The 16,943-nt window shown below is 42.1% G+C and carries 19 protein-coding genes; 2 read left to right on the forward strand and 17 right to left on the reverse strand.

Annotation, left to right across the window (positions count from 1 at the left end; genetic code table 11):
- The 8 genes from RE474_RS07980 to RE474_RS08015 form a co-directional block, all read right to left on the reverse strand.
- Nucleotides 1-2,679, reverse strand: coding sequence for a cation-translocating P-type ATPase (locus tag RE474_RS07980; RefSeq protein ID WP_309309855.1), 2,679 nt, complete (start codon nucleotides 2,677-2,679; stop codon nucleotides 1-3).
- 56 nt (nucleotides 2,680-2,735) lie between these two features.
- Nucleotides 2,736-3,566 (reverse strand): PfkB family carbohydrate kinase, encoded by an 831-nt coding sequence (locus tag RE474_RS07985; protein WP_309309856.1) that lies wholly within the window; start codon nucleotides 3,564-3,566, stop codon nucleotides 2,736-2,738.
- A 112-nt stretch (nucleotides 3,567-3,678) separates the two neighbouring features.
- Complete coding sequence (locus tag RE474_RS07990; RefSeq protein ID WP_309309857.1) at nucleotides 3,679-4,110, reverse strand: PAS domain-containing protein; 432 nt, start codon at nucleotides 4,108-4,110, stop codon at nucleotides 3,679-3,681.
- Nucleotides 4,111-4,250: 140 nt separating this feature from the next.
- Nucleotides 4,251-5,435 carry a cation:proton antiporter gene (locus tag RE474_RS07995; protein WP_309309858.1) on the reverse strand — a complete coding sequence of 395 codons (1,185 nt, stop codon included), beginning with the start codon at nucleotides 5,433-5,435 and terminating at the stop codon, nucleotides 4,251-4,253.
- Nucleotides 5,436-5,438: 3 nt separating this feature from the next.
- Nucleotides 5,439-5,957, reverse strand: coding sequence for a CBS domain-containing protein (locus RE474_RS08000; RefSeq protein ID WP_309309859.1), 519 nt, complete (start codon nucleotides 5,955-5,957; stop codon nucleotides 5,439-5,441).
- 72 nt (nucleotides 5,958-6,029) lie between these two features.
- The gene (locus tag RE474_RS08005) at nucleotides 6,030-6,305 is read right to left on the reverse strand and encodes a ferredoxin-thioredoxin reductase catalytic domain-containing protein (protein ID WP_309309860.1); all 276 of its coding nucleotides are present in this window, start codon (nucleotides 6,303-6,305) and stop codon (nucleotides 6,030-6,032) included.
- A 44-nt stretch (nucleotides 6,306-6,349) separates the two neighbouring features.
- Complete coding sequence (locus tag RE474_RS08010; RefSeq protein WP_309309861.1) at nucleotides 6,350-7,561, reverse strand: FprA family A-type flavoprotein; 1,212 nt, start codon at nucleotides 7,559-7,561, stop codon at nucleotides 6,350-6,352.
- Between the two features lie 19 nt (nucleotides 7,562-7,580).
- Nucleotides 7,581-8,069, reverse strand: a complete 489-nt coding sequence (locus RE474_RS08015; protein WP_309309862.1) for a ferritin family protein — start codon at nucleotides 8,067-8,069, stop codon at nucleotides 7,581-7,583.
- A 276-nt stretch (nucleotides 8,070-8,345) separates the two neighbouring features.
- Here RE474_RS08015 and RE474_RS08020 point away from each other — a divergent pair, with 276 nt between their 5' ends.
- Nucleotides 8,346-9,449 (forward strand): inositol-3-phosphate synthase, encoded by a 1,104-nt coding sequence (locus RE474_RS08020; RefSeq protein WP_309309863.1) that lies wholly within the window; start codon nucleotides 8,346-8,348, stop codon nucleotides 9,447-9,449.
- A complete protein-coding gene (locus RE474_RS08025) occupies nucleotides 9,418-10,296 on the forward strand; it encodes a hypothetical protein (protein WP_309309864.1) in 879 nt (292 codons plus the stop codon). Before RE474_RS08020 ends, RE474_RS08025 begins: the two co-directional genes overlap by 32 nt.
- Before the next feature lie 16 nt (nucleotides 10,297-10,312).
- On the opposite strand, the gene RE474_RS08030 is transcribed toward RE474_RS08025, so the two are convergent.
- The 9 genes from RE474_RS08030 to RE474_RS08070 form a co-directional block, all read right to left on the reverse strand.
- Entirely contained in the window at nucleotides 10,313-11,935 is a 1,623-nt protein-coding gene (locus RE474_RS08030) for a pyridoxal phosphate-dependent decarboxylase family protein (RefSeq protein WP_309309865.1), read from the reverse strand.
- Nucleotides 11,936-11,973: 38 nt separating this feature from the next.
- Nucleotides 11,974-12,519 carry an archaeoflavoprotein AfpA gene (gene afpA, locus RE474_RS08035; RefSeq protein WP_309309866.1) on the reverse strand — a complete coding sequence of 182 codons (546 nt, stop codon included), beginning with the start codon at nucleotides 12,517-12,519 and terminating at the stop codon, nucleotides 11,974-11,976.
- Between the two features lie 22 nt (nucleotides 12,520-12,541).
- Entirely contained in the window at nucleotides 12,542-13,240 is a 699-nt protein-coding gene (locus tag RE474_RS08040) for a ferredoxin--NADP reductase (RefSeq protein WP_309312227.1), read from the reverse strand.
- A gap of 2 nt (nucleotides 13,241-13,242) precedes the next feature.
- A complete protein-coding gene (locus tag RE474_RS08045; protein WP_309309867.1) occupies nucleotides 13,243-13,872 on the reverse strand; it encodes a flavodoxin family protein in 630 nt (209 codons plus the stop codon).
- 19 nt (nucleotides 13,873-13,891) lie between these two features.
- Nucleotides 13,892-14,083: a 4Fe-4S dicluster domain-containing protein gene (locus tag RE474_RS08050; RefSeq protein ID WP_091708665.1), complete on the reverse strand. Its 192-nt coding sequence runs from the start codon at nucleotides 14,081-14,083 to the stop codon at nucleotides 13,892-13,894.
- Nucleotides 14,084-14,096: 13 nt separating this feature from the next.
- Entirely contained in the window at nucleotides 14,097-15,518 is a 1,422-nt protein-coding gene (locus tag RE474_RS08055) for a multiheme c-type cytochrome (protein ID WP_309309868.1), read from the reverse strand.
- A gap of 113 nt (nucleotides 15,519-15,631) precedes the next feature.
- Nucleotides 15,632-16,000: a carboxymuconolactone decarboxylase family protein gene (locus RE474_RS08060; RefSeq protein ID WP_309309869.1), complete on the reverse strand. Its 369-nt coding sequence runs from the start codon at nucleotides 15,998-16,000 to the stop codon at nucleotides 15,632-15,634.
- Nucleotides 16,001-16,048: 48 nt separating this feature from the next.
- Nucleotides 16,049-16,267, reverse strand: coding sequence for a DUF2180 family protein (locus tag RE474_RS08065; protein WP_309309870.1), 219 nt, complete (start codon nucleotides 16,265-16,267; stop codon nucleotides 16,049-16,051).
- Nucleotides 16,268-16,275: 8 nt separating this feature from the next.
- Nucleotides 16,276-16,515: a DUF2180 family protein gene (locus RE474_RS08070; protein WP_309309871.1), complete on the reverse strand. Its 240-nt coding sequence runs from the start codon at nucleotides 16,513-16,515 to the stop codon at nucleotides 16,276-16,278.
- Nucleotides 16,516-16,943 lie beyond the last annotated feature (428 nt).

Below are 16,943 nucleotides of genomic sequence, written 5' to 3' on the forward strand. Positions count from 1 at the left end.
TTACTTCTTTACGCTCCGGGTTGTGTATTTTAAGCCCTCTGCAATGAGGAATGTTATAAACGCAACAGCAATTGGCATGAGCCATTCAGATGGAGAAAGGGCGATCAATCCAAATGCATCGTTAAGTTTTGGGATATACATGACCGATACAGTTGCGAAGAATGTAGCTGTAACTCCGGCTATCATTAAGCGGTTACTAAATATCCCTATGCTGAATACGGACTTTTCAAGTGACCTGAATGCCAGCGGTATGAACAGGATCATACTAACAACCGTAGCGAATGTCAGTGTCCTTGCCATGCTTGTATCAGCTACCGGATCACTCATTTCAAACACAAGGAAAGATGCACTTCCCATTGCAAACGCCAGTGTGATCACAAGGAATAGATTGCGCTTTTTAAGGAAATTGTCATTCGGGTCTCTTGGTGGTATTGTCATGATCCCTTCAGTTGCCGGGTCAAGTCCAAGTGATACAGCGGGCATTATCTCATTGAACATATTGATGAAAAGTATCTGCAATGCAAGCAGCGGTATTAGGTCAAATCCAAGAAGACTTATGCCTGCCATTATCAGTATGATAAGCATGAAATTCCTTGAGATCAGATAGGTTATGAATTTCTCAATATTATTGTAAATGGTCCTGCCGCCACGAATCGCTTCCACAATGGTTGCAAAGTTGTCATCCTGAAGTATCATGACACTGGATTCCTTCGCAACATCCGTTCCTTTTATTCCCATTGCAATGCCAATATCAGCTTTTTTAAGAGCTGGTGCATCATTCACACCGTCTCCTGTCATAGCAACGATGTGTCCTTTTTTCTGAAGGGCATTTACAATCCTGAGTTTCTGTTCCGGCATTGTCCTGGCGTAAACGTTTATATTATCAACAATGATATCAAACTCCTCATCGTTGAGTTCTTCAAGCTCATCACCGGTGACCGCGCAGTCCTCTGCTATTTTACTGAGTTTTTCATCCTCATAGACTCCGCAACCATTTTTGCCATCGAACAGGCCAATGTTTCTTCCAATAGCCTTTGCAGTTTCCTGGTTGTCTCCGGTTATCATTATTACTTTAATGCCAGCTTTCCTGCACATTTCAACGGCTTCTTTTGCCTCTTCTCTTGGAGGATCTATCATTGCCACAAGTCCAAGGAATATCATATCCTTTTCAAACTCTGCAGTGTCAGCTCCGACAGACTCTTCCTTGCATGCAACGGCCAGTACTCGATAGGCAGAACTTGCAAACTCCAGGTTCTTATCAAGTATTATCTCTCTATCCTTTTCTGTGAGGAAGAATCTGTCTCCGTTTTTCTCTATAACACTGCACTGCGGCAGAACATATTCAGGAGCACCTTTTGTAAATGAGATAAATCCACTTTCGGTCTTGTGGATAGTTGTCATTATCTTCCTTTCGGAGGTGAAAACTATCTCTTCTGTCATTTCATAATTTTTATCAAGTTCATCCTTCCAGAGATCAGCCTTTGCAGCGGCAACAGTAAGAGCAATTTCAGTGGGGTCTCCAACAACTTCCCATTTCTCACCTTTCTTTTCAATGGCAGAATTGTTACAAAGCGTGATTCCCCTGAGAAGATCAAGTGTAGTACCATCATTCTTTAGATCAAGATTGTTTCCACGTTTCAGGAAATCTCCTTTGGGAATGTATCCTGAACCAGTGACATCAATTTCAGTCTCGCTGACAAACAGTTTTTCCACCGTCATTTCATTGCGGGTAAGTGTACCTGTTTTGTCTGTACAGATAATTGTGGTTGAACCAAGAGTCTCCACAGCAAGCATTTTTCTGATAATGGCATTGTGTCCTGCCATTTTTTTCATGCCGTATGCAAGGGTTATTGTAAGTGTGAGAGGCAGCCCTTCAGGCACAGCGGCCACTGCAAGAGCCAGTGATATCAGGAGCATATCACCAAAAGGCGCTCCAATGTAAATCCCTATTGCAAATGTAATTGCAGAAGCAAGAACAGCGAGAAATGCCAGTGTCAGGGAGAGTTTTGTAATTTTAGTCTGAAGCGGAGTGTCTTCATCTTTTGTCTGGATGAGGCTTGCAATCTGTCCAATCTTAGTGTTCATCCCGGTTGAAGTGACCAGGGCCTTACATTTTCCATGAACAAGCTGAGTACCGGCAAAAATAGTATCGTTTTCGTTTTTACCAACCGGCACACTCTCTCCTGTCAGGGCTGATTCATCTATCTTAAGGGCGACTGCCTCAAATACAAAAGAATCTGCCGGAATTTTGTCGCCCGTCTCGAGAACAAGAATATCTCCGGGAACAACATTGACTGTGAATATCTTTCGAAGACGTTTATCTCTCAGTACGGTGGTTTCGGGCTGCACTATGCTTTTCAATGCCTCCATGGCTTTTTCAGCCCGATACTCCTGAATGAATCCCAATGTGATGACAACGGCAATTGTGAACATTATTACCCAGAAGTCAATGGTCTCACCAATTGCAAGGGAAATTACAGCGGCAGCAGCGAGTACCCATACTATCAGGTTTACGAACTGTCCTGCAAAGACTTTCAACGCCGTTGTTTTTTTCTTTTCAGTAAGCTCGTTCTTTCCGAAACTTGCTAACCTTTCCTGTGCTTCCTGCTCGGAAAGTCCGACTCTGGAACTTTTCATTTCAGCGAATACGTCTTCAAGAATAACGTTTTCCTGTTCCACTTAGTTTCTCCCCTTTATTTCCATTTGATTATCAGTTACTATATTCATCTTTGTTGCTATATCTTTTTTAGCCTGTCTGCAAAATCGGATGATATATAATTATCAGTGCTCATGCACACATGTGTTGCAAATTCAATTGCAGTGTTGATGATCTCATCCCATTCAGATTCAGAAACTGTGTAGATGTTCGTGATTTTCCTGCGATGCAACATGTATGCTATGCCTGCATTGAAAGTATCACCTGCCCCAACAGTGCTTAAAGTCTCGATTTCAGGGACTGTGTATTGTTTAGAATAAGAAGGCGTTCTCAGGTAAACACCACGGGAATTTGCGGTGTAAATTAGTACATCACATCCTCTCCCGCAAACAAAATCATATGCATCATCAGGATTATTGCATCCTGCTATCATTTTCATATCCTCATCCGAAGCCCTTACAATATCTGCAAATTTTATGTTCTCAGATATCACTGGTCTGATCTCTTCAAGTGAAGAAGAAAGAGAATCTCTGAAATTAGGATCATAATACAGCATAGTACCCTTGTTTTTTGCAGTAATAATAAGATTTTTCAGTCCTTCTCTGATTTCCGGTTTTAATGCCATAATTGAACCGAACATGAGTATGTCTTCAGGCTCATATTCCGGTAATTCAATATCAAGACGCTTTTTAGGAAAATTTTCATAGAACTCAAATGATGCATCGTTGCGTTCATTCAGAAATACAAGTGAAAGAGGCGACTTGCCATTATATAGGAAAAGATGGGCGGTTGAGACTCCATTCTCATTGAGGAATTCTTTGATCCGGATGCCTATATTGTCATGCCCGAACTCGCTGATAAATGATACCGGAACTCCTGCTCTTCCAAGAGAGACGGAACTATTCAGCATGGCTCCACCGGGGCAGGATGCTATTATTTTTCCTTCCTTGAAAAGTATGTCATAAAAAGTTTCGCTGATGGTGTAAACATGTGATATGTTATCATCCGCCAGAATTCAGTTTTTAATTATCCGTAATATCTGTTAGTATTCCTACAATGTAGGCTACAATTCCATTTTCATCACGTATGAATGTGGTTTTTTCCTCAACTGTTCTGACATGTTCCTTTTTAGTCCTTATCCTGTATTTCTGTGAAAGTCCGGCAGCACCTTCAAGTGCATTTTCCTTCAGTTCCAGAACGACTCTGTCAAGGTCATCAGGATGAACAAGTTCCTTGAAATTCACTTTTCCTGATGAAAAATCTTCAGTTTTGTATCCTAATTCCTCAATTGATGAAGATACAAATTCCACTTTCCCATTTTCCTTACGTATGAATGCTATTATTCCTGAGTTATCAAGAAGCATTTCAAGGGCTTTAACACGAAGCTCCAGTATCTCTAGAACGTCTTTTTGCTTTAGGGCACATTCCAGTTCAGCGTTCTCCGTTTCTCTCATTTCTCCCAGTTTATCTTCCTTTCTGTCATAATTGCTGTAAGCAGCTTTTCCAAAATTAGTATCATGACCGATAATAACCCCTCCATATTGTATTAAATAATACTCTTATTCAATAATTTAAGTATTTGTTGTCCTTGTTATCAGACAATCGTCTGCTCAGGTACTTTCAATCCTTTTTCCTTATATCTGATGGACATCTCCAGCAGTATTGGTGAGATGATGATGGAAACAATGACCATGAGAACAATGGCAGAGAACACCTCATTGCTGATTATCCCTAATTCTTTTCCAATTGCAATAACAACAAGTCCCACTTCTGCACGTGGCATCATTCCTATTCCGAATATCAGGCTGTCCTTTGAACTGTAACCAATCAGTTTTGTGCCCATAAATCCGCCAATGAGCTTGCCTGTAAGTGCAAGTACAATAACAAGAACAGCAAAGGTACCGGCAGTGTACAGTACTTCTATTTCAACAGAAAGCCCGATGAAAGCAAAGAACAATGGTGTAAAGAGCCCATAGGCAATTCCACTAACTTTCTTCTGAACAGTCTCTATCTTTGCAATTGGAAGGTCTGAGATAAGTATTCCTCCAGAAAAGGCACCTATGACCGCATGAAGTCCAAAAACTTCAGAAAGGTATGCTGAGAATAAAGCTATGATTATCACGAAAGAGAAGAGTGCTTCTTTTGTATGCATTTTCTGAACATGGTCAAAAAGGGTAGGAAATATTTTCCATCCCAGAATTCCCATGATAATTGCAAATACTATTATGTTCCCGACTATCCATAGCATATCAATAATTGATGGCAGGTGTTGAAATGTGGCAACTGATATGACAACGGTTAGCAAAAATAGGCCTATTATATCATCGAAGATTGCCGATGTCAGCATAAGGGAACCGGGCTTGCTGGACAGGTAATCCGTATCTATCAGGGTTTTAACCACTACACTGATGCTTGTGGGACTGAACGCAACTGCCATGAAGAGTGATTCGACAAAGCTGAATCCGTACATGTTCCCAAGCATGAATCCGAATGTAACGGCAACAATGATCTGAAAGAAAGTAGGGATAAGTGCATTTATTGATGCTGCCTTAAGCTCTTTTGCATGGACTTCCCTGTAACCTGCTGTGAACAGGAGGAATATTGCCCCGAGTTCTCCCATGAAAGTAAAGATTTCAATGTCATCCGGCTTGAATACCAGTGCAAAGAGAAAACCTGCTGCCATCTCTCCTATTATACCCGGAAGTCCTGCTCTTTCACTGACCTCGCTTAGTATCCTTGCCAGGAACAGTATAACCATTATCTGAAGAATGGCTTCCATTGGTCAATGTCCCCGCAGTTCGTATATTTTCCTGATTATATCTGATTTTGAAACAACACCTTCAAGCTTTTTGTTCTTCACAACACATAGCCGGTCAATATGATGTTTTATCATAAGGTCGGCAGCTTCGCATAGAGTGGCATCCGGGTCTATAATCATGGGGTGATGTACCATCAAAGTTGATGCTTCTTCACTCAAAGCTTTGATAGCCATTAGATGTGTGTGATGATGACGGTTGCTTCTTTCAAAAAAAAGTAGTTCAAGAATATTGTCCTCATCAATGACGCCAACCAGTTCGCCATCCAAGTTCACTACAGGATAGCTGTGATATGGTGTTTTTGTCATTAATTCTAGTATATTCTCTATGGTTTCAGTTTCTTTTACCACGGTCATTCCTTTTGACATGATCTCACTGACTATGATATCAGCACAGATGTCAGATAACCTGGTTTTGTCTCTGGGAGCTTCTTCCTTTTCCTTAACTTCCGTTTTGTCCGTTTCCTCTTCTCCAGTTTCTGTCATACGGATCAGGATTTTGGATATGAAAAAAGATGGGTATGAAGCTTAGAGCTTCATTTGTATTTGTAAAATGTTTTATTTAATGTAAAGTCCGCACTTGCATGAACCGCGGGTTTCAACATCTCTTGTCCTTGCAGCGCATGGGCAGATAATCTTCTTATCCTGTTCCTTGTCTCCGGTTCTCTTCTGGCAGAAGCAGTACCATTCACCAAACTCCTTCTTGTTGTTGCAAATGCCTTTTACAGCAGTTGTAATAACATCCCAGTCAGTGTTGAGTTTGTATCCGGTTGTTTCTGCGTTTTTCTTAGACCTTTCATAAAATTCTGCTTCTAGATCATTTTCGAATCTCATAGTAACACTCTCATATGTTGGAATAAACATTCATCTTCATAAATTTAAGAGTTTGCATTGTCTTTTGCAATTTCAGCAAGTCTGTATCCGATTTCCCGGCAAGCTTTCTTATCTTCTTCATAAGGTCTGAACTTGATTTGCATACTTTCCATAGCAAGCTCAAACTTTGCACTTTCGATCATCTTTTCCATTCCTTTGACTGCACCGCCTCCCCATCCGTAGGAACCGAACAGGAAGTACTTTTTACTCTTAGGATGCAATCCTGTAAGGTATGTCAGGAATCCGGCAATAGTAAAGAACATTCCATTATTCATTGTGGGTGAACCTATGGCTACCACCGGTGCATCCATGATTTCCTTCATTGTCATGCTCCAGTCGTTCTTTCTCAGGTGCCTCAGGCGTACTTCAACTCCTGCAGACCTCGCACCTTCGACAATTTCCATTGCCATTTTTTCAGTGCTTCCCCACATGGTATCATAGATGACTATGACCTTGGGGGTAGTTTCACCGTGTGCCCATTTCAGGTATTGTGTCATCACCTTTGAAACATCCCTTCTCCAGATAATTCCGTGTGCAGGGGCTATCATTTCAGGATATACTTCCAGTTCTTTAAGCTTCTCAATATATTTGAGGACCTGGGAACCAAAAGGCAACAGGATATTGGCATAGTATATGCCCGCATCTTCCATTACATCATCAACTTCATCATCAAAGCGTTTGGATGTTGCAACATGCTGTCCGAATGCATCATTTGAGAAAAGGAGCTTGTCTTCTTTCACATAGGTCTGCATGCTGTCAGGCCAGTGAAGCATTGTTGCCTCAATGAACATCAGTGTCCTTTTTCCAAGGCTTAACTCATCACCTGTTTTAACAACATTCAGGTCCCAGTTGTCAAAACCTTCTTCGTTGTAATATTCTGAAAGACCTGTCTGTCCTTTTGATGATGCAAAGACCTTAGCATTTGGTGCTACTTCCAGAACCGCAGAAATTGAACTGGAGTGGTCCATTTCGACGTGGTTGGATATGATGTAATCTATCTTTGAAGGATCGATTATCTGACTGATACGCTTGATCAACTCTCCGGCAAACGGAGCTTTAACCGTGTCAATGAGCGCTATCTTCTCATCGACAACAAGGTATGAATTGTAAGTGCCTCCCTTTGGTGTCTCATATCCGTGGAAGTCGCGCAGATTCCAGTCAACCACACCTACCCAGTAGATTCCTTTTGTTAATTCAAGTGGTTTGTAATCGTCCATTATCCTTCCTCTTACTATTTTATGTCTGCATCCTGAACTGGGTTGCATCATCGAGCAGCTCATCAATTATCCTGTAGTGTCCTCTCTCGGCAGCTGCAACCTGTTCAAAGAATACTCTTTGTTCTTCGCTTTCTGCTCTTTTGGCAAGTTCCATGTAAAAATATTCACTCTTGTGCTCAAATCTGAGGGCTGCGAGAAGTATTCCTATTTCTTCCAGTTTTTCATCTGAGAATTCTTCACTGAAAGACGCTTCAAACTTTGGATATGTGAATTCCACTTCCGGAATGTTCTTACTTTCCCTGTACTGCTGGAGATATCCTGCATGCTTTTTTTCTTCATCTGCAAGGAAAATGTACAATTTGCTTGCGGTCGCATTCTTCATAACGGATGCTTTTTCACTGTAATACGCCATTCCCTCTTCCTCAAGTTCGATGGCAAGAGCAATAGCCTCGTCAAGTGACTTAAGATGGTCAAGCTCATCTGCGATCTCATGTAGTATATCTTTCATTTTAGAATCTCCTTTAAGAACTGATGTTGCTAAAATACAAATTTGTCGTTCCCTGTCTGAACAAAAATAAAACCCACTGTAGCAAATATTATCTAATTCTGGCTTAATATATCTTTCGAGCTTTGTTGCCTGCAATTGCCGGGTTTAGCTAATATTTATATGATATAGGCGACCATTCCATGTTTAGAAAACTTTTTATTTGTGTCAATACATTAATGTGGTTATATTCCATCTGTTATTCATTTTGAACAAGATCACTTTTATAGAGGTAGTTGAATGGACAAAATAAAAATCGCAATTGCTGGTATTGGCAATTGTGCAAGTTCCCTTATTCAGGGTATTGAATACTACAAAAACAAGAATGAGGAAGATGCAACAGGTTTAATGCACTGGGATCTCGGTGGCTACATGCCATTCGATATTGATGTGGTCGCTGCTTTTGATGTAGATGAGAGGAAAGTTGGCAAAGATGTCTCAGAAGCAATTTTTGCACCACCTAACTGTACAGCGGTTTTCTGTCCGGAAATTCCACCCACAGGTACCATTGTAAAAATGGGTAGCATTCTTGATGGCGTATCAGAACATATGGTCGACTATAACGATAACAGGCGTTTTATTCCTTCTGATGAAGCACAATTTACAAAAGAGCAGGTAGTAAAGGAGTTACAGGATTCCGGCGCAGAGATCTTACTGAACTATATGCCTGTAGGTTCTGAGGAAGCAACCCGTTTCTATGCGGAATGCGCCCTTGATGCAGGAGTTGCATTCATCAATAATATGCCTGTCTTCATAGTAAGCAATCCAGAGTGGGCTGCGAAGTTCGAGGAAAAAGGAATCCCTATTATTGGTGATGACATAAAAGCCCAGCTTGGTGCAACAATTACTCACAGAACCCTTGCGGACCTCTTCCGTAAACGTGGTGTGAAACTGGAACGGACTTACCAGCTTAATACCGGAGGAAACACTGATTTCCTCAATATGCTCAACAGGAACAGACTTGCTTCCAAGAAGGAATCCAAGACCGAGGCTGTACAGTCAGTAGTTGGCCAGAGAATGGATGATGATAATATCCATGTTGGTCCAAGTGACTATGTTCCATGGCAGAACGATAACAAGTTATGCTTCCTGAGAATGGAAGGTAAGCTTTTCGGTGATGTTCCAATGAATATCGAGCTTCGCCTTTCAGTTGAAGATTCCCCTAACTCTGCGGGAGTTGTCATTGATGCGGTCAGGTGCTGTAAACTTGCGCTTGACAGGGGAATTGGCGGTATCCTTTACTCACCATCTTCATACTTCATGAAGCACCCACCAAAGCAGTTCACAGATGATGAAGCTCATGCAATGACAGATGCTTTCATCAAAGGTGAGCGCGACAACTGATCAGGACAAATCTATGGACTTTGCTGCCACTGGAAAAGAACGCCGTATATTTGGTGTTGATTTCAGTGGTGCAAAAGATGCCTGTAAAAAGATATGGATTAGCAGCGCTAAGCCTGTTGGTAATACTCTGTATATAGAGGAGTGTTACAGGCTGGCAGACCGTATAGGTTCTACCGCGAACTCCCGTTCAGGAAGAGATGAATGCTTCTCAGCACTGAGATCATTGATAGTACGGGAGATTGATGCTGTTTTTGGAATCGATCTTTCTTTTTCCCTGCCAGAATCTCTCATGGAAGATTCCTGGGAGGGCTTTATTGAATCGTTCTCTTCAAATTATCCTTCTGCTGAACAGTTCCGTGAGTCCTGTAGGGACAAGGCTGCTGGGAAAGAAATTAAACGTGCATCTGAGATCAGAGCAAAAGTTCCTTTTTCAGTATATAATCTAAGGCTTTATCGACAGACCTATTTTGGTATAAGGGACGTAATATCTCCTCTAGTAAGGGACAATCTTGCATGTGTACTTCCAATGCAGGAAGCAAGGGACGGGAAAGCATGGCTCATAGAGATCTGCCCTGCCTGCAGGCTGAAGAAAGAGGATATGTATATTGCATATAAAGGTAAGACTGACGACAGGCGCATTGCCCGTTGTCGCATACTTGAATATTTTATGAGCAAAGGCATTGTTATCCCTTCATCGTTACAGGAACTAATTGTGGACGATACGGAAGGTGATGCCCTTGACAGCATCATTGCAACGTATTCCACTTTCAGATCGCTCTCCCGGCTGAGTGAGATATCAGACACTTTACCGGAAAATTACACGATAGAAGGCTACACTTTTTTCTGAAACATAATCAAAAAAATCATGTTTCAAATCCGCAGTTAGAGTCAACCCACTCCTTTGCTCCGTATATCTGCCTGAGCATTTCATCCATGTGTTCTTTTTCGATGAAAGGGCTCATTGGATAGGACTTCAATGCAACTATCGTCCTGCTATTCCTTGTTGTCTTATAGTTGTCAGTATAGGATATCATGGCAGTACCTTCTTTTTGCGCCCTGGCAATCATGTACTGTGCTATCCTCTGGTTGTATGAGTTGACCTTCTCTGTGAACTCCTCTTCGGTCTCATCACACATCTCTTTCTGAAACAGGGGATTTCCATCAGTATCAAATTTTGTGTGAGGGTAGATACGAAAATCAGTTACAAATGCAGGGTTGTGTCTGTTCAGCAGTTCAATGTCCGAACAATTATCCATCATTTCTCTCAGGTGGTCAGCAGCAGTTATCAGATGTACTATAAGGGTTTCATATCCCTGTTTTCCCATCAACATCATGTTTGCAAGTGCTTTTTGAGCATAATTAGGTCTGCTTGATTCCAGGGTGAATGTCCCTGGCTGGTAGCCTTCCCCGTGGAACAGGTATGGCATATCCTTTTTCTGCTTCTGCAGAAGTGTAAAATCCTCTCTGTTCTTTATAACAAATGCACTGCACAGGTATGGTGCCCATCCTGTCTTATGGAAGTCTATTCCTACCGAATCCGCATATCGCAGGTCGCTTATGCTGGAAAGTATCTCTCTTATCTCCTCCTGCAACATGTGTGGAAGATGATCGATACGTGTGTCTCCCCTGAATGTGAGGTATGGCCATCCAATGACCGCATCGGCATGTACATGTATCCTGTAATCTATTTTTTTCTGAATTCTGTCTCGTAATTCCACTATCTTTTTAAGAGGGTCTATTCCAAAAGCATCTGTTGTACCCATTGTGGCAAATATCGTTCCAATGCGGGCTCCCTCGCTGATAGTCCGTTCCATCTCTTCTTCAAGCAGGTGAATATCCATTACGTTATCACACGAAGGTATCGTCTTTATGTTGTCCAGTCCGACCCCTGTCCACAGGGCAGCGGATCTGATGCTATAATGGGCAACATCTGAGCAGAAGAAGTGTATCCTATCCCTTATTCCTGTATTCTTTGCATTCGGGTCGGCCTTTTCGATCCCTATGCGTGCACCATAAAGGTTACAGCCGGTTCCTCCAAAGGTGAAGATGCCGCCAGCCTTTGTTGTATCATATCCTATAAGGTCGGCAAGCATGGCTATTGCCATTATCTCTGAGCGTGCCGCACTCATTCCGTAATCATCACTGATGGAATTCTCATTGTATCTTGCACCCAACGCTGCGGCAACAATTGAAAGTGCCGTGGCAGGTGGCACGACGTTCGCCTGCATAAGAGGATGGCACCATATGTTCACACCTCCATAGAGCTCGGTAATGAAGTCGCCGACATCTGCTTCATTTCCCATCCCATGTGGGAACTTCGTTTCCCTCATAAGCTTCTCATAATCCAGAGTTTCTTTCTTTCCAATTATCGTGCCGTTCTCTTTACTGTCTATCTTCTTTAGCAGATCATTCAACAGCAGGACTATTTTATCCTCATCTCCTGCAGGTCTGGTAAAAAAAGAACGCATAAGCTCAATCTCTTTCATACGTTATTCCACTCCCTGTTTTGTGTGAACTAAATTTATTAATCCCTGTTCACACCAAGTATGTCATAAAGTTCATCAGGACTATTGATAACTGTAATATTTTCCATCTGGGCAAGTTTCTTTGTATTGGATACGTCAACTTCGCGCATTTTCAGTTCCATTACACGTCCTTCAGGAGATACTGTTTTGACAGTTCCCATTTCCCTGTCAACTGGCAGTATGTATATCGGTGTGCTTCCTTTTGCTGTCTGTGAAACAACATTTGTGACAAGGGTATCTCCGATTCCACATACTATTTTTGCAACACTGTTGGAAGTCATCGGGGCGATGATAAGTGCATCATAGTATCCGACCTGAAGCGGTCCTGCAATAAATGGTGAGTTTGGTCCGCCTTCTGTTTTAAAATTAGGGAAATCCTTCTGGATGTCATCCCACATATGATACCATTTCATAACGGTCTCTCCTTCCTTTGAAAGGAAAACCATTATCTGCAGATCGGTCTTGTTCTTGATATCCACCATTGTCTCATATGTTTCTTTGATAAGGTCTCCTGACCCCGTAATTCCCCATGCTATCCTTTTCATGATCTGTGCCTTCTGTTTATTTTTAGTAACCTATCAGTGATTCTTTGTTGATCTCGCTATCGGGTATTCTCATAGATTGAAGCAGTTCCACCATTGAATCAACCATGGGTGGTGGTCCGCATACGTAGAATGTTCTTTCATAATAATCCGGTAATTCCCGGAGTATAAGGTTCTCACAGATGCGCTCCCTGCATCCTGTCCAGCTTTCTGAGGCCCTGGTGAGTGTGTGGAATACATTGAGGTTGGGATTTTGTTTTTTCATCTCCTCAAGTTCTTCTGTGAATATCATGTCCTCTTCGGTCTTGTCACTGCATATCAACATGATATCCGTATTAAGTTTCATATCAGTGCAATATTTGCAAATGCTGATCATTGGTGTGATACCTATGCCACCACTGAGAAGTGCTATCTTTTCGCGTTCCCCTTCAAAGGTAAGTTTGCCAAATGGACCTTTTATCGTCGCTTTGTCTCCCGGCACCATGGCATCAAGCATGTTTGAGTACTCATGTCCCGTGAGTTTTTTTGTAAATTCAATGTGATCTTTTTCAGTAGGGCTGCTGGAGAGCGTAAAGGGTTTACCAATTTTCTTCTCTCCGTCTTTTAATGTGATTATCACATATTGTCCGGCTTTGTAATCAAAATCATCCGGTTTCTTGAACCTGAAACTTTTTACATTGTACGTCCGTTTTATAATCTCTGTAACAGGTTCTTCAAATTCCAGACTTACTCCTCCTTACGCAGGTCTTTTGTTGCTATGGCCGTTTTCATGAGTTTATTCATGGTTCTGTGCAGGCTTCTGATTCCTTCCGAATCTTCTGCAGCACCTTCGGCACCTCTGTCCTGTGACCAGAACGTACCGCCAAGGTTAGATCCGAATGATCCACCTGCAACAGGTATCATTTCACTGATGACGTAAAAATTGAGAATATTCTGTATTGCAGGTTCCTGTCCGCCTATCCTGTCTCCACCAACAGCAGCGGCAGCTCCAACTTTGTTCATAAAGGACTTTGGATCACGCGCAACAACTGCACGGCACCTGTCCATAATAGTTTTAGTCTGGGCACTTAGAGTACCCTGGTATACTGGAGTGCCAATTATCCATGCGTCTGCCCAGAGCATTTTATCGTAGAGTTCCACAAGGTCATCTTTGTGAATACAGCCTTCTTTCTTACGGACACAATAATCACAGTGGATGCAGAATTTCATCTCTTTGCCGCGGGCAGAGAAATATTCTACTTCAGCACCATATTTTTCCTGCGCGAATCTGAGAGCTTCATTTACAACATAATCTGTGGACTTCCTCCTGGGGCTTCCTGAGATGCCCAGCAGGCGAATGCTTCTGTCTTCTGACATGGTAGCACTCCGTTTTTGTTTATTCCAGTGTTATTGCTTCCTGTGGGCAGGCATCAACACAGTTACCGCATTCCACACAGTCGTCAGGACGTGCAATGACGGATTTTAAATCTCCGTTTGCGTCTTCCTGTACTTCAATAACGTCTGTCGGGCATGCCTGAGCGCAGGCTCCTATTCCTTCACATTTAGCTAAATCTACTTCTGGTGGCATTATTTTTCCTCCATTATTTTCTTTTTAAGATATACATCGTAATTCCAAGAACCATTGCAGCAGTAAGTGCACTAAACCCTGGAGTGCTTGTACTGCCTGATTCTGGCTGGTTTCTTTCATCTGCAGGTGTTGATGGATCATAAATGATTGCAGAGATTTCGTTCATGTCAACAACCGGAACCCCTGTTTCTTCTCCAAGGAGCTTATCGATCATATCCTGCGGAGCTGACCTGTATTTCAGGGTGCTCTGTACTGTAAGAGGGTATGCTGCATTTTCAGGCATAACAAATGAGTGCTCTTCTGTTACAGTTTCCTTTGGACCGATCCTGTTATCTTCAAGAACACTTTCTGCAAGCCAGAAACTCTTTGTTTCCTTCCCTTCAATATCTGCCAGAACGTTGTTGTATAACACTTTTGCGTCTATGATGTTCCCATCAGCATCGACACTTCCGGCGTTGTAAATAATATCCCCGTTTGCATCAGTGACCGTAAGTTCCAGCCACATCTCTCTTATTTCAGAAACTCCAGTGGGGATCTTGTGTCCGGCACCGGAGTTTGTGATGGATAAATCAATAAGAATTTCATCTCCTGCAGATGCAGTCTCTGGTGCCGATATATCCATTATAGTGGCTTTTTGCAGCCTTTCAACTGCCATGTCAGCTACGTTCTCAGCACCAAACATTGGTGGTATCAGGGTGTTGGCACCCACAATATCATGTAAGGGAATATGATCTCTTTTAGGAGCACCTGACCCGGCACGTCCGGGATTTGCCTTGAACTGCGTGATACCTTCTGTCATGTGACAGTCCTGACATACGACATTCTCTTCAGCATACTGGCTGTCTTTCCATGTTGAATATGTATCGTCAATAACAAGCCCGTTAACAGGGTTGATTACCTGATGGCACATTCCACAGTATTCTGACTGAGTAAAAAGTTCAAGGTATTCGGACTCATGGTAGTTCCCTCTTGCATCATCGAATGGTCCCCATTTCGTATTTCCAGGGGTCACTGTGAATTGTGCATTTCCTGTACCATTACTTCCGGATACTACGTGACAGAAATCACACTGTACTCCGAGTTTGGCAATATCGGACATTTCAGAACCATCTATTGGTGGTATTTCACCACTGACAACTCCTATGGGTGTGTGACAACGTGAGCAGAACTCGTCCAGTGAGCCATTTGTGTCTTCACTTGCTATCTTTACCTCTTCAAGATAGAACGGATCAAGGTATGCATTAAAGTGCATAGTTCCTTCCCATTCGGCATAAATTATAGCATGGCATTGCCTGCATTTACTTTCATAGGCAAAATCGTCCGAGCTGTATTCGCCAGCTTGTGTTGCCGGTGTTGCAGTTGCAACGCTACCTGTGCTAAGTAGTAAAAGCATTGCTGCCAAGACCAGGCCAAGCTTTACAACGGTTCCCCTCATGTCCTCTCATCTACATCATATTTATGTTTTTAGTGCACCTGAACACCGGTTTACCCAAACCGGTGTAAAGGCAAAATTGATGTAAAAAGGGATAACTTCCCTTCTTGTCTTAATTATTTAAGCTGTTTTAGTGCATCTCTGCATGCGGCAACAGCAGGAGCTCCGGATGTGATGAAAATGACGTCCATTACTTCCATGATCTCTTCCTTTGTTGCGCCGTTCTTCAGTGCACTCTTCATCTGTGACACAACACAGCGTTCACACTGTTTTGATGCAACTACGGCAAGTGCCATAAGTATCTTTGTCTTTGCAGGGAGTGCCCCATCTTTAAGCAATTTGTGATTACACATGTTATATTTGTGTACAAATTCAGGTTCAAGTTCCCCCAATGTTTCTAATATCTGTGGTGTGAATCCCAGCTTGTCGGACATATCATCGATGATATCTCTGTGTCCGCATCCTTTACCTTGTTCTCCGCACATTTCCTCTTCTCCTTTTATTTGATAAAATCAGGGATGTTTCCATCCCGATTAGTCGAATCCATCTTCAATTGTCCGGTCAAAACAGTATTTACAAAGAATTCTTGGCAGTCCCTTTGGAAGCCTCTGTACGTTAGGTGGCTGTCCAACGGATACCGGAAGTTCAAGTTCCTTGCAGTGATCGCTACAGAGGCCTTTTCCGCAGGCAATGCAGATGCATGTTGCTTCTGTATCGTCTCCATCTTCCATGCAGTCATAACATTTCATCATGATATCACCTAGTAGTTCTCCTTCATGGCTTCATGGCATGGCATACAGAGCACTTTCTTCCAGTGCTGTATGTCCTTGTAGTCACAGGAAATTCCCATTCCACATTTCAGCTTAATGCTGTATTCACCCTCCCATACAGGTGTTTCTTCTCTTACAAGGTGGTCCTTGCAAACTCCTCTCCCGCAGATTATGCAGACAGCAACGGTGTCACTATCTTTTCCATTTTTTGCACATTCAAAGCATTTCATGACGATCACTCTGTCAATATGTTGTTTGTTCGCAAATGTTTCCGTTCATCATTTCTGCAGATGCAAATTGAATTTGCATGATATTGGCAAATACAGCTTTATATACCGCTATTCCACCGTAGAAATGAATAATAATTCTTCTAACGTTTACCGAATATATCTGTAACGGTGAATGTACAAAATTTTACAAGACTGTGTGTCAAAATATCGTTGCTTGAAAAGCCTGCCACGCGGAAAAACTTATATGATCATGTTTACCCTGGCAGTAAAAACTAATGTAACTTCTTCTGTTTTTAAACAAGTATACACAGGTAGTTCGAAAAAACTAAATACTTCATGACAGGCATTGTCCGGGTCATAAATATGCCTGCTTTTCCTGCCGAATCAAACCAACAAAGTTTTAAATATGTATAGATACCTGAATAGGA

The organism is Methanolobus sediminis, from assembly GCF_031312595.1.
GTDB classification, from domain to species: Archaea; Halobacteriota; Methanosarcinia; order Methanosarcinales; family Methanosarcinaceae; genus Methanolobus; species Methanolobus sediminis.

Bases quoted from the DNA above. Each gene is read 5' to 3' on its own strand.
- RE474_RS08065 (WP_309309870.1), bottom strand. From the start codon at position 16,267: ATGATGAAATGTTATGACTGCATGGAAGATGGAGACGATACAGAAGCA.
- RE474_RS08030 (WP_309309865.1), bottom strand. From the start codon at position 11,935: ATGAAAGAGATTGAGCTTATGCGTTCTTTTTTTACCAGACCTGCAGGA.
- RE474_RS08000 (WP_309309859.1), bottom strand. From the start codon at position 5,957: ATGACAGAAACTGGAGAAGAGGAAACGGACAAAACGGAAGTTAAGGAA.
- RE474_RS08020 (WP_309309863.1), top strand. From the start codon at position 8,346: ATGGACAAAATAAAAATCGCAATTGCTGGTATTGGCAATTGTGCAAGT.
- RE474_RS08070 (WP_309309871.1), bottom strand. From the start codon at position 16,515: ATGAAATGCTTTGAATGTGCAAAAAATGGAAAAGATAGTGACACCGTT.
- RE474_RS08060 (WP_309309869.1), bottom strand. From the start codon at position 16,000: ATGTGCGGAGAACAAGGTAAAGGATGCGGACACAGAGATATCATCGAT.
- RE474_RS08025 (WP_309309864.1), top strand. From the start codon at position 9,418: ATGCTTTCATCAAAGGTGAGCGCGACAACTGATCAGGACAAATCTATG.
- RE474_RS07990 (WP_309309857.1), bottom strand. From the start codon at position 4,110: ATGAGAGAAACGGAGAACGCTGAACTGGAATGTGCCCTAAAGCAAAAA.
- RE474_RS08045 (WP_309309867.1), bottom strand. From the start codon at position 13,872: ATGTCAGAAGACAGAAGCATTCGCCTGCTGGGCATCTCAGGAAGCCCC.
- RE474_RS08005 (WP_309309860.1), bottom strand. From the start codon at position 6,305: ATGAGATTCGAAAATGATCTAGAAGCAGAATTTTATGAAAGGTCTAAG.
- RE474_RS08055 (WP_309309868.1), bottom strand. From the start codon at position 15,518: ATGAGGGGAACCGTTGTAAAGCTTGGCCTGGTCTTGGCAGCAATGCTT.
- afpA (WP_309309866.1), bottom strand. From the start codon at position 12,519: ATGAAAAGGATAGCATGGGGAATTACGGGGTCAGGAGACCTTATCAAA.
- RE474_RS07985 (WP_309309856.1), bottom strand. From the start codon at position 3,566: ATGCTGAATAGTTCCGTCTCTCTTGGAAGAGCAGGAGTTCCGGTATCA.
- RE474_RS07995 (WP_309309858.1), bottom strand. From the start codon at position 5,435: ATGGAAGCCATTCTTCAGATAATGGTTATACTGTTCCTGGCAAGGATA.
- RE474_RS08015 (WP_309309862.1), bottom strand. From the start codon at position 8,069: ATGAAAGATATACTACATGAGATCGCAGATGAGCTTGACCATCTTAAG.
- RE474_RS08010 (WP_309309861.1), bottom strand. From the start codon at position 7,561: ATGGACGATTACAAACCACTTGAATTAACAAAAGGAATCTACTGGGTA.
- RE474_RS08050 (WP_091708665.1), bottom strand. From the start codon at position 14,083: ATGCCACCAGAAGTAGATTTAGCTAAATGTGAAGGAATAGGAGCCTGC.